Origin of the sequence: Streptomyces sp. NPDC094032 (genome assembly GCF_040303965.1) — a bacterium.
Classification (GTDB): domain Bacteria; phylum Actinomycetota; class Actinomycetes; order Streptomycetales; family Streptomycetaceae; genus Streptomyces.
The window spans coordinates 105,137-116,772 of record NZ_JBEOUE010000004.1; the positions used below are offsets into that span (position 1 = coordinate 105,137).

General features: G+C 71.1%; 10 protein-coding genes. 8 read left to right on the forward strand and 2 right to left on the reverse strand.

The features are described 5' to 3' along the window. The first annotated feature begins 88 nt into the window (after positions 1–88). The 4 genes from ABTZ54_RS08660 (at position 89) to ABTZ54_RS08675 (ending at position 6,533) form a co-directional block, all read left to right on the forward strand. Complete coding sequence (locus ABTZ54_RS08660; protein WP_351658750.1) at positions 89–1,951, forward strand: GTPase; 1,863 nt, start codon at positions 89–91, stop codon at positions 1,949–1,951. A gap of 149 nt (positions 1,952–2,100) precedes the next feature. After that, complete coding sequence (locus ABTZ54_RS08665) at positions 2,101–2,628, forward strand: single-stranded DNA-binding protein (protein WP_351658752.1); 528 nt, start codon at positions 2,101–2,103, stop codon at positions 2,626–2,628. A gap of 249 nt (positions 2,629–2,877) precedes the next feature. Continuing rightward, a complete protein-coding gene (locus ABTZ54_RS08670; protein ID WP_351658754.1) occupies positions 2,878–4,317 on the forward strand; it encodes a Cys-Gln thioester bond-forming surface protein in 1,440 nt (479 codons plus the stop codon). A gap of 140 nt (positions 4,318–4,457) precedes the next feature. Continuing rightward, a complete protein-coding gene (locus ABTZ54_RS08675) occupies positions 4,458–6,533 on the forward strand; it encodes a DUF1156 domain-containing protein (RefSeq protein ID WP_351658756.1) in 2,076 nt (691 codons plus the stop codon). 25 nt (positions 6,534–6,558) lie between these two features. Here ABTZ54_RS08675 and ABTZ54_RS08680 read toward each other — a convergent pair whose 3' ends face one another. Further along, positions 6,559–7,449, reverse strand: coding sequence for a HindIII family type II restriction endonuclease (locus ABTZ54_RS08680; protein ID WP_351658758.1), 891 nt, complete (start codon positions 7,447–7,449; stop codon positions 6,559–6,561). Positions 7,450–7,667: 218 nt separating this feature from the next. On the opposite strand from ABTZ54_RS08680, the gene ettA reads away from it, so the two are divergent. The 4 genes from ettA to ABTZ54_RS08700 are packed head-to-tail and all read left to right on the forward strand — an operon-like array spanning position 7,668 to position 11,009. Continuing rightward, complete coding sequence (gene ettA, locus ABTZ54_RS08685) at positions 7,668–9,332, forward strand: energy-dependent translational throttle protein EttA (protein ID WP_351658760.1); 1,665 nt, start codon at positions 7,668–7,670, stop codon at positions 9,330–9,332. An 8-nt stretch (positions 9,333–9,340) separates the two neighbouring features. Next, positions 9,341–9,766: an acyl-CoA thioesterase gene (locus tag ABTZ54_RS08690; RefSeq protein ID WP_351658761.1), complete on the forward strand. Its 426-nt coding sequence runs from the start codon at positions 9,341–9,343 to the stop codon at positions 9,764–9,766. Continuing rightward, a complete protein-coding gene (locus ABTZ54_RS08695; RefSeq protein WP_351658763.1) occupies positions 9,763–10,443 on the forward strand; it encodes a DUF8010 domain-containing protein in 681 nt (226 codons plus the stop codon). Before ABTZ54_RS08690 ends, ABTZ54_RS08695 begins: the two co-directional genes overlap by 4 nt. Next, on the forward strand, positions 10,440–11,009 hold the full coding sequence (locus ABTZ54_RS08700) for a GNAT family N-acetyltransferase (protein WP_351658764.1): 570 nt from the start codon (positions 10,440–10,442) through the stop codon (positions 11,007–11,009). The genes ABTZ54_RS08695 and ABTZ54_RS08700 overlap by 4 nt, the downstream gene beginning before the upstream one ends. On the opposite strand, the gene ABTZ54_RS08705 is transcribed toward ABTZ54_RS08700, so the two are convergent. After that, positions 10,981–11,601, reverse strand: coding sequence for a hypothetical protein (locus ABTZ54_RS08705; RefSeq protein ID WP_351658766.1), 621 nt, complete (start codon positions 11,599–11,601; stop codon positions 10,981–10,983). The two genes, ABTZ54_RS08700 and ABTZ54_RS08705, sit on opposite strands and share 29 nt — an antisense overlap. Positions 11,602–11,636 lie beyond the last annotated feature (35 nt).

Sequence of the window (11,636 nt, forward strand, 5' to 3'; positions counted from 1 at the left end):
GGCAGTGAGTGATGCAGGGAGCCGCGCCGGGAGCGGTGCAGTAAGCGGTGCAGTAAGCGGTGCAGTGAGCGGTGCAGTGAGCGGTGCCGTGAGTGATGCAGTGAGTGATGTAGGGAGCGGTGCCGGGGGGCAGGCCGAGCCCAAGCGTTGGGACGACGGGCTCATCGCGCGGCGTGCCGCCGAACGGGCCGCTCCCCAAGGGGGCGGCGTCGGGCGGGAGGAAGTGGACGACGAGGACGGGCTTCCGCCGCTCGGCGGGGTGTACGGGGGGTCCCTGCGCACCCGGCTCGACGCCCTCCACGAGCTCGTCGGGCTCTCCCGTACCCGGGTCGAGAACGACGCCCTCGCCGAGGCCGGGCGGGTGCTCGACGAGGCCGCCGCGCGGCAGCGGCTCTCCGCGCGGCACACCGTCGTCGCCATCGCCGGCGCCACCGGCAGCGGCAAGTCCACCCTCTTCAACGCCCTCGCCGGCGTACCCGTGTCCGACACCGGACTGCGCCGCCCCACCACGTCCGCACCCATCGCCCTCAGCTGGTCCGAGGGCGCGGCGGGGCTGCTCGACCGGCTCGGCATCCCCGGGCGGCTGCGCCGCAGGCCGCTTGCGGGCGGCGCGGGCGACGCCGAACTCCAGGGCCTCGTCCTCATCGACCTGCCCGACCACGACTCGGCCGTCACCGCCCACCGCGACCAGGTGGACCGGCTGCTCGGCCTCGTGGACGCGGTGATCTGGGTGGTGGACCCCGAGAAGTACGCGGACGCCGCCCTGCACGAGCGCTATCTGCGGCCCCTCGCCGGGCACGCCGAGATCACCTTCGTCGTCCTCAACCAGACCGACCGGCTCGGCACCGAGGCCGCCGACCTCGTCCTCGACGACCTGCGCCGCCTTCTCGACGAGGACGGCATGGCCCTCGGCGAGCACGGCGAACCCGGCGCGACCGTCCTCGCCCTGTCCGCGCTCACCGGCGACGGCGTCCCCGAGCTGCGCGAACTCCTCGGCCGGTTCGTCCAGGACCGCACCGCGCCCGAACGGCGTCTGTCCGCCGACGTGGACGCCGCCGCGGCCCGGCTGCGCCCGGTGTACGTGGCGGACGGCCGGCCCGGTCTGGGGGAGCGGGCCAGGGAGGAGTTCGCCGACCGTCTCGCACTCGCCGTCGGCGCCCAGGCCGCGGGCGAGGCCGCCGAACGCGTCTGGCGGCGCGGCGCCATCCGCGCCTGCGGCACGCCGTGGCTGCGGCTCTACCGCTGGTACGAGCGGGTCCGCGCGCACGGCAGCACCGACCCCCGCCTGGAGAACCCGGTCGAGGACGAACTGACCGCCCGGCAGCGGGTCGAGCAGGCGGTACGGATCGTCTCCGACGACGCCTCGCGCGGCCTGCCCGGGCCGTGGGCGCACGCCGTACGCGAGGCCGCGCTGCGGGGTGCCGACGGGCTGCCGGAGGCGCTGGACGAACTGACCGTGTCCATGGGCGACCCGGCCGCCCGTCCGCCACGCCCCGCGTGGTGGCCGGCCGCGGTCTTCGCGCAGGTGGTGATGACCTTCCTGCAGATCTTCGGCGCGTTGTGGCTGGTGGCCCAGATCGCCGGGGTCGTCGAGCCGCTGCTGTGGCCGCCCGTGCTCATCATGATCGCCGGGATCGTCGGCGGTCCGCTGGTCGAGTGGGCCTGCGCGGCGGCGGTACGGGGCCCGGCCCGGCGTTACGGTCAGGAGGCCGAACGCCGCCTGCGCGAGGCGGCGTCCGCGTGCGGCAGGGCCCGTGTGCTCGACCCGATCGCCGCCGAGCTGATGCGTTACCGGGAGGTGCGCGAGCAGTACGTGACGGCCTCGGGCGCTACGCGGGGGGTGACGACCCGGATCGGCGGGACCCGGATCGGCGGGACGCGGATCGGAGCGACGAAGCTGGGACCCACGACGACGATGACGCGGAGGGCGGGCGCGGCGAGGGCGCGGTAGCGACAGTCGCTGGAGTCCACCCCCCCCGTACGAGTGACGGAGATATCCCCAACCCTCCCCCTATCCACAGGCTTCAGCGGATTTCTCCGTCCCGCGCCAGCATGGATTCCGTGGCCGAAGCGGCCGAACGGAAGGGGAGGGGCGAGGACATGAACGAGACGACGGTGACGCTGGTCGGGAACGTGGCGACCAATGTGGAGTACCGGGAGACGCTGACGGGTGGGGTGGCCAGGTTCCGCTTCGCGGTGACGGCCCGTCGCTGGGACCGGGAGCGGGCGCTCTGGACGGACGGTCCCACCAGCTTCTACTCGGTCTCCGCGTGGCGCTCGCTGGGGATGAACGTGGCGGCCTCGGTCTCGGTGGGTGAACCGTTGGTGGTGCACGGACGGTTGAAGGTGCGTGAGGAGGAGCGGGACGGGCACCGGAAGACCTTCGTGGACGTCGACGCGGTGGCGGTCGGACACGATCTGACGCGCGGCACGGCGGCCTTCCGCCGGACGGCCCGCCAGAATCCCGAAGTGCCCGTACCTGAAGTGCCCGTATCCGAAGTGCCTGTATCCGAAGTGCCCGTACCCGATCTCTGGCAGACCCCGGAGCCGGCTGTGGAACCCGCGCTGGAGGCGGCGGTCGGAGGGGTGGTCGACGGAGTTTCGATCGATCTTGTAACCGTGCCCTGACCTTGCGTTGTGGGGATATGTCGATACCGTGACCAGCGGTTTCATTATCAACTTCCCCTGCCTGATAACGATTTCGAGTCGGTATGGTTATCAGATGGCACGACTGGACATCGGGGGGTTCCGGATACCTAGGATTCCCGAGTACTCATGAGGCGCTTGCTTTCAGTGGGTCAGTGAGTCTGCTGGCAGGTGCTCCCCCCACGCGTATCGATCGATGACGCGGAGCAGCCTGCCCGGAGGGGAAATTCCATGTTTTCTGTACGGAGGCGCGGCGTTGCCCGCCTTGCCGCCGCGACTCTGGTCTCGGGCCTCGTCGCGGCCGGGTCCATAGCCATCGCCGGTCCCGCGATGGCCGATGAGGTCAGCACGGGCGGCGCGGCCGCGACGCTGGGCAACGTCGTCGACGGCGGCAGCATCGACGTCAAGGTCGGGGACAGGACCGAGACCTACAACGGCGGTCTCTTCGACCTCACGGTCAAGGGCGGCGGCTCGCTCAAGGCCTACTGCATCGACCTGTTCACCAAGACCAAGTCGGGCACGTCCTACAAGGAGGTCGGCTGGGACGAGTCGACGCTCCACAACAACAAGAACGCCGGCAAGATCCGCTGGATCCTGCAGAACTCGTACCCCGAGGTGAACGACCTCGGCGCGCTGGCCGCCAAGGCCAAGGTCAACGCCAAGGGCCTGACCAAGGACGACGCCGCGGCGGCCACCCAGGCGGCGATCTGGCACTTCTCGGACAACGTCGAGACGGCCCCGAAGGACTCCGACGCCAACGCGCTGACGAAGTACCTCGTCGCCCAGGCGGACAAGGCGCCGACGCAGGAGGAGCCCAAGGCCTCCCTCAGCGTCTCGCCGACCTCCCTCGCCGGTAAGTCGGGCACGCGCCTCGGCCCCGTGAAGGTCAGCACCAACGCGGGCGCGGGCGTCACCAAGGTCTCCCTGTCCGCCGACGCCCCCCAGGGCGTCAAGGTGGTCGACAAGGCCGGCAAGACCATCACCTCCGTCAACGACGGCGACGAGCTGTACGTCGACGTCCCGGCCGGTGCCGGTGACGGTTCCGCCAAGGTGAGCCTCCAGTCCACCACCAAGGTCTCCATCGGCCGCGTCTTCGCCAGCACCACCGAGAAGCGTCAGCAGACGCTGATCCTCGCGGGCAGCAGCGACTCCACGGTCACCGCCCAGATCGACGCGACCTGGGCCAAGCAGGGCGCTGTCCCCGCGGTCGACTTCAAGGAGAACTGCGCCAAGGGCGGCGTGGACCTCACCGTCTCCAACAAGGGCGACGAGGACTGGACCTTCGACCTGAAGGGCCAGAGCCACAAGATCGCCCCCGGCGCCTCCGAGACGATCACCGTCCCGGTCGCCGAGGACGAGGCGTACAACTTCACGATCACCGGCCCGAACGGCTTCGCGAAGGTCGTCGAGGGCGTCCTCGACTGCAAGACCTCCACCCCCGGCCCGTCGCCGTCGGAGACCCCGTCCGGCACGCCGTCGCCGTCCGAGACCCCGGCCACCGGTGGCACCGGCACCACGGGCTCGACCGGCTCCACGACCGGTGGCGGCGACCTCGCCGAGACCGGTGGCTCCAGCGCCACCCCGATGATCGCCGGCGTTGCCGCCGCGCTCGTCCTGGTCGGCGGCGGCGCGGTCTTCTTCCTCCGTAAGAAGAAGACGGCCGGTCAGTAGGGCCAGCAGGACCAAGTAGGACCAAGTAGGACCAAGCAGTAAGGACGGTCCCGTCGCGCATCGCGCGGCGGGGCCGTTCCGTTTAGGTATCGTTCACGGGCCACGGCGGTGGCCCGTGATGTTCTAGGGAGTGAGTGACAGTGCCGGGGATTCGGAAGCGTCCGATCGAGGAGTACCTCGACGTCGCGTCGATCTCCGAAGCGGGCACCTCCGAGAGGTATCAGCGCGCCTCCTCCCCGCACACCGTGTTCACCTGGTGGGCCCGTCGGCCGTTCTCCACGGCGCGGGAGCTCATCTCCGCGTCCCTCGACCCCGACCGTCCGGCGGGGGAGTCGAGGGTGCTCGACCCGTTCGTCGGCGGGGCCACCTTCCCGCTGGCCGGCACACGCCTGGGCGTCGAGATGTACGGGATGGAGAACAACGAGCTCGCCTACTTCACGGCGACGTCGCTCCTCGACCTCGGCCCGTCCGCCGGCCGGCAGCTCCGGCATCTGCTGATGCTGGAGGGGCGGCAGGTCCTGGACCAGCTGAAGGTGGAGACCGGCGCTCTCTATCCGGCGCGCGCCGACAACATCATCTGCTACTTCTGGAGCCGCTCCGCCGCCTGCACCGGCTGCGGCGGCGAGATGCCGCTCCAGAAGCGCCCCTGGCTCTCCAAGAAGCCGGGGAAGCAGCGCGCGGTCGTGCAGCGGCCCGATCCCGCCACCAGGTCGTTCGACGTCCGCGTGGTCGAGTCGCCCGACGACGCCGCGCTGGCCGGCTCCTCCGCGTGGAGCGGGCGGAACGCGCTGCGGTGCCCCTTCTGCGGGCAGGACTACGACCGGCAGCAGACGGCAGATCTGGTCCGGACGGACTCCGCCGACAAGCTCACGGCCGTCGCCCGCCTCGACAAGGGCAAGCACTTCCTTCCCGCGACGCGGGACGGGGGCGAGGGTGAGGGCGAGGGCGCCGACTACATCGCCGAGGCCTCCGCCGTCGCGGAGCGAATGATCAAGGAAGACTGCGCCGCGCTCGGCCTTCCGGTGCCGGACGTCGGCATCCCCGCCTGGTCCGGGATCACCAACCCCACCGTGTACGGGCACGACACCGTCGCCTCCCTGTTCACCGAGCGGCAGCTCGCCGTCACCATCCGCCTGTGCCGGATCCTGAACGAGCGGCAGAAGGGATGGGAGGAGACGTACGGGGAGCGTCCGGCGAAGGCGATCGCCGCCTTCCTCTCCGGGCTCGTCGACCAGCTGGCCGACTGGAACTCCCGGCTCTGCATGTGGATCTCGCAGAACGAGCAGGTGGGGCGCGGCCTCTCCGGTCCCGGCATGCCCATGCTGTGGGACTTCGTCGAGATCGACCCGCTCCTGCTCGGCCCGGCGAACCTGTACGGAAAGCTGGAGCGGATCGCCGCGGGCGTGGACGAGATCCCCGTCCCCCCGGACCAGGCGGACCAGGCGGACCAGGCGGGTCACCCGGACCGGATCACCCGGGGCGACTCCCGTTCCATGCCCTACCCGGACGGCTTCTTCGACGCCGTCGTCACGGACCCCCCGTACTACGACAACCTCTACTACAGCATCCTCGCCGACTGCATCTACCCCTTCAAAAGGATGGCGCTGATCGGCTGCTTCCCCGAGGTCTTCGGCGAGCCGAGGACCGACTCGACGAGGGAGCTGAGCGCCGCCCCGCGCCGCCAGGGGAGCACGGAGGAGGCCTGGGCCTACTTCAGCACGGGCATGACGCGGGTCCTGAGCGAGGCGCGGCGGGTGGTCAAGCCGGACGGGGTGATCACGGTCTGCTACGCGCACAGTTCCGTCAGCGGCTGGTCGTCGCTCGTCGCGGCCTACGTACGGGCGGGGCTCACGCTCACCCAGCTGTGGCCCCTGACGATCGAGCGGACGCACCGGCCCCGCTCGATGCGATCGGCCGCGATCAACACCTCGCTCGTCCTGGTCGCCAGGCCCCGTGAGGCGGCGAGCGCCCTGGGGCGGGCGGGCGAGGCGCCGGGCGTCGACGAGCTGATCGACGCGGCCGTGGCCCGCGCGGCCGCCGCCGACTGGCCGGACGACGTGGCGGCGACCCTGGCGTTCGTCTCCGCCGTCGAGGCCCGGCTCGGGCGGCTCACCGACGAGCAGCTGAGCCGGCAGGACGCGGTGAACGCGGCGTGCCGGGAGGTCGCCGAACGGGTGTACGCGCGCGTCCCCGGGTTCAGGTTCACGACCAGGTGACGTTCCCCGGCTCCCGCGCGGCGGGCTAGCGGTCCCGCGTCTCCATCTCGTCCATGAGCGCCCGGGTCTTGGCCACGCGCGCCTGGATGGTCCGCCGCTTGCTGTCGATCTTGAGCGCGTCTATGGCGATCTCGACGAGCCTCTCGCGGCTCATTCCGCCGATGCGCGCCCGCTCCTCGTCGAGGTACAGAAGCTCCTCCTCCGCGCTGTGCAGGAGGCTCTCGAAGTACTGGCCCCGGGCCCGCGCCCACTCGGCCGCGCCCCACCCGAGGACGTCGCGCAGCGCGCGGTCCAGCGCGCCCCAGTAGCGCGGGGCGCTCGGGGTGGCCGTCGGGTGCTCGGCGCCGCGCAGCCAGATGGGCTCCAGCCGGTCCGGGCCCGCACCGGAGTCGATCATCAGGGCGAGGTGCGAGTAGGACAGCAGCGTCACCCGGAAGCGGTCGGCCTCGACGTAGAGCCGGCTCGTCCCCTCCGGGTACCCGGCGATGGGGGCGACCAGGAGCGCGTGGTCGGCTCCCTTGCGCCACTTGCTCAACGCCTCGATCTTGTAGTCCTTGGGGTTGAGCGCCGTACGGGAGAGCCGGAAGGCCTTGGCGTCCGCCACCAGGGAGTGGGACGGCGAACCGCCCTCGGCCACCACGTCCGCCGCGTTGGACCTCTCCTGCGAGACCTCGGCCCGGTAGCCGATCCGCCGCAGCGACTCGGCGACGACCACGTCCATGGCCTTGGCGTACAGCTTCTCCTCGCTGGAGTCGTGCCCGTACCGCTCCGGAATGCACCCGGCCCGCACCAGCAGCCCGGAGAAGTCCGCGTCGCCCAGGCTCCGGACGATCCCCTCCATCTCGACGGCCGCCCGGTCGAAGGGCAGCCCCTCCTCCACGAGCCCGTCGACGACCGCGTCCATCGAGAAGTACACCGTGCCCCCCGTACCCGTACCCGTACCCGTACCCGTCCGTGTCCCTGACCCGGTTCCCGCCCCTGCGGACGGCCCGGACGATCATGCTAGCGACCGGACGCCGACGCTCCGGGAACCCGCAGGTCAGCGGGGAGTGGGCGCACTGGTTGGCCCCGGGGGGTGGCGGTCAGGCAAGATGGGGTGTATCTGCCCACTCACTCCTTGCCGGACGGTTTCTCTTGGCTGAGTACATCTACACCATGCGCAAGACGCGCAAGGCGCACGGCGACAAGGTCATCCTCGATGACGTGACGCTGAGCTTCCTGCCCGGTGCGAAGATCGGTGTGGTCGGCCCGAACGGTGCCGGTAAGTCCACCGTGCTGAAGATCATGGCCGGTCTTGAGCAGCCCTCCAACGGTGACGCGTTCCTCGCGCCCGGCTACTCCGTCGGCATCCTCATGCAGGAGCCGAAGCTGGACGAGTCCAAGACGGTCCTGGAGAACGTCGAGGACGGCGTCGCCGCGATCAAGGGCAAGCTGGACCGGTTCAACGCCATCGCGGAAGAGATGGCGACGAACTACACCGACGAGCTCATGACCGAGATGGGCAAGCTGCAGGACGACCTGGACCACGCCAACGCGTGGGACCTCGACGCCCAGCTGGAGCAGGCCATGGACGCGCTGGGCTGCCCGCCCGCCGACTGGCCGGTCAACAACCTCTCCGGTGGTGAGAAGCGCCGCGTCGCCCTCTGCAAGCTGCTCCTTGAGGCGCCCGACCTGCTGCTCCTCGACGAGCCCACCAACCACCTCGACGCCGAGTCCGTGAACTGGCTGGAGCAGCACCTGGCCCAGTACAAGGGCACCGTCGTGGCCATCACCCACGACCGGTACTTCCTCGACAACGTCGCCGAGTGGATCCTGGAGCTCGACCGCGGCCGCGCGATCCCCTACGAGGGCAACTACTCGACCTACCTCACCAAGAAGTCCGAGCGGCTCAAGGTCGAGGGCAAGAAGGACGAGAAGCGCGCCAAGCGCCTCCGCGAAGAGCTGGAGTGGGTGCGGTCCAACGCCAAGGGGCGTCAGGCCAAGTCCAAGGCGCGTCTGGCGCGCTACGAGGAGATGGCCGCCGAGGCCGACAAGATGCGGAAGCTGGACTTCGAGGAGATCCAGATCCCGCCGGGCCCGCGTCTGGGCTCCATCGTCGTCGAGGTCAGCAACCTCTCCAAGGCCTTCGGCGACAAGGTCCTCATCGACGACCTCAGCTTCACCCTGCCCCGTAACGGCATCGTCGGCGTGATCGGCCCGAACGGCGCCGGCAAGACCACGCTCTTCAAGATGATCCAGGGCCTGGAGACGCCGGACTCCGGCGAGATCAAGGTCGGCGAGACCGTCAAGATCTCGTACGTGGACCAGTCCCGCGCCAACATCGACCCCAAGAAGACGCTGTGGGCCGTCGTCTCCGACGAGCTGGACTACATCAACGTCGGCCAGGTCGAGATGCCGTCCCGCGCGTACGTCTCCGCGTTCGGCTTCAAGGGTCCGGACCAGCAGAAGCCGGCCGGTGTGCTCTCCGGTGGTGAGCGCAACCGCCTGAACCTCGCGCTCACCCTCAAGCAGGGCGGCAACCTGCTGCTCCTCGACGAGCCCACCAACGACCTCGACGTCGAGACCCTGTCCTCGCTGGAGAACGCGCTCCTGGAGTTCCCGGGTGCCGCGGTGGTCGTCTCCCACGACCGCTGGTTCCTGGACCGGGTCGCCACGCACATCCTCGCGTACGAGGGTGAGTCCAAGTGGTTCTGGTTCGAGGGCAACTTCGAGTCGTACGAGAAGAACAAGGTCGAGCGGCTCGGCCCGGACGCCACCCGTCCGCACCGCGCCACCTACAAGAAGCTCACCCGGGGCTGACCGACGCCATGGCGAGACACCTCTACTCCTGCCCCCTGCGCTGGTCGGACATGGACGCCTTCGGGCACGTCAACAACGTCGTCTTCCTGCGGTATCTGGAAGAGGCGCGGATCGACTTCATGTTCCGCCTGGCGCCGGGGAACGGGAGCCCGTCCTTCTCCGGCGGGTCCGTCGTGGCCCGGCACGAGATCGACTACCTCCGGCCGCTCGTCCACCGGCACGAGCCGGTGACCGTCGAGTCCTGGGTCACGAAGATAGGCGCGGCGTCGCTGACGATCGCGTACGAGATCAAGGACCCGGACGTCACGTACGTACGGGCCTCGACGGTCGTCGTGCCCTTCGACCTGAAGGAGCAGCGACCGCGCCGGATCACCGAGGAGGAGCGTTCGTTCCTCCAGGAGTACGTCGACGACGGGATGACGTCCGCCGCATGACCGTGATCGCGCCTCTGCACTTCGCCGACGCCCGGGAGGCGGCGGGCCTCGCCGCCTTCCTGCGCCGGCTGCTGCACTACGACCGCGCCGCCGCCGTCCGCCTCCAGGCCGGCGCCGGCGCGCTCGCCGTGTTCGGGCGGCCGCCGTCGTTCGAGGTGCTCGCGATCCGTACGGCGCGCCTGGTCGACGCCGTCGATCTGGACGTGACCGTCTCCGCGGGTGAACTCCTCGAAGGCATCGAGGAGTCGGCGGGCAAGGCGGTCGTCCCCGACGCCGTCACCGGCCCGCCGTGGGCCGGCGTCCTGCCGCCCCGCGCCGGCTGGGAGCCGGTTGCCGGGGTGCCGTCCGTCGGCGAACTGCGGGGCGCGGTCGCGGCGGCCGTCGCCGAGTTCCGCTCCCGCGACGAGGCCCTCGACGCGGAGCGGCGCACCCGGGCCGAGCGCGACCGCATCGGCCGTGAGATCTGGTCCCGCACGCTGGCCCCGACCGGGCTCCCGCTGCGAGCCGTCCACGCGGCCCAGTCCCTGGGCTTCCTGCCCGACCTCCCCGACCGGGAACTCCCGGTCGCCCTGCTGGCCGCAGGCCCCTGGCTGCGGCTGCGCACCCCGTACGGCTCGGTCGCCCTGCGGAGCGTGCCGATGTCTCTGAGCGTCACGCCGGGGGCCGGGGGCCGGTGACGTCCGAGCTCGCCGGGCTCCCTGAGCGCTCTGAGCTCCCCGGGCTCTCCGAGCTCGCTGGGCTCCCTGAGTCCCCCGAGCGCCCTGAGAGCCCTGAGCTCTCCGGGCTCCCCGCGCTTCCCAAGCTCCCCGACCTCCCCGAGCGCCCTGAGCTTGAGCACCCCGCCCTCCCCGCCCTCCTCATCGACGCCGACCTCACCTCCCCCGAGCTCGACGCGCTCTTCCACGCCTCCTGGCCCGGTCACCGGGACACCGACTTCGGGCCCGTGTTCGCCCGGCGGCTGCTGCATGTCACCGCGCGTCGCGCGGGGCGGCTCGTCGGGTATGTGAACGTCGTCGGGGACGGCGGCGCGCATGCCTTCCTGCTCGACACCACCGTCCATCCCGACGAGCGCCGCAAGGGGCTGGGGGTGGCTCTCGTACGGGCCGCCGCCGACGCCGCTCGGGCGCGCGGCGCGCACTGGCTGCACGTGGACTTCGAGCCGCGCCTCGCCCGCTTCTACGAGGAGTGCGGCTTCCGGCCCACCGCCGCAAGTCTCATGGCGCTGACCGGCCCCGACGCCTGAGCAGCGGCTCCTCCCGGCCCTCCGCCGCGAGGGCCGTGCACGACAGGGCCGCGCTCAGCAGCAGCAGGACCGACGGGACCACCAGTGAGCCGTGTGCCACGTTCTCGCTCTCCAGGACCGGGTCCATCCGGTGCGCGGGGTCGTAGGCGATCCGTACCGTCTTGCCCGGTTCCGCGATCCTGCGTTCGGCCGTGAAATCCGACGGATAGCCGCCCGGGCAGCTCAGCGGATGGTGGTACAGCGTCTTGTCGCCGGGGGCGCCCTCGCCGAAGGTCGGGTGGAAGGTCACCGTGGTCTTGCCGGACACCAGGCACTCGACGACCTCGGAGCGGATCCGGGAGTCCCGCGCCTCCACCCACACCGACCCCAGGCCCGCCAGGAGCAGCAGCGCCGCGACGAGGCTGCCGCCCTCGCGGAAGAGGGCGTTGTGGGCGAACAGCGCGACGACGGCCAGGCCGAGTCCGGCGAGGAGCGCGAGGAGGGTCGGCAGGCGGACCGGGCTGTGCATGCTCCAGCCGGCCCACAGGTGCAGCAGGACGCCCGCGGCCGCCGGTACGAGCACGGCACCCGCGTAGGACAGGGCCTTCGCCATGTGTCACCCCCCGAGAGGGGGACGCGTGGCGCGGC

Coding starts and splice junctions, on each gene's coding strand:
- ABTZ54_RS08665 (WP_351658752.1), top strand. CDS start 2,101: ATGAACGAGACGACGGTGACGCTGGTCGGGAACGTGGCGACCAATGTG.
- ABTZ54_RS08670 (WP_351658754.1), top strand. CDS start 2,878: ATGTTTTCTGTACGGAGGCGCGGCGTTGCCCGCCTTGCCGCCGCGACT.
- ABTZ54_RS08690 (WP_351658761.1), top strand. CDS start 9,341: ATGGCGAGACACCTCTACTCCTGCCCCCTGCGCTGGTCGGACATGGAC.
- ABTZ54_RS08695 (WP_351658763.1), top strand. CDS start 9,763: ATGACCGTGATCGCGCCTCTGCACTTCGCCGACGCCCGGGAGGCGGCG.
- ABTZ54_RS08705 (WP_351658766.1), bottom strand. CDS start 11,601: ATGGCGAAGGCCCTGTCCTACGCGGGTGCCGTGCTCGTACCGGCGGCC.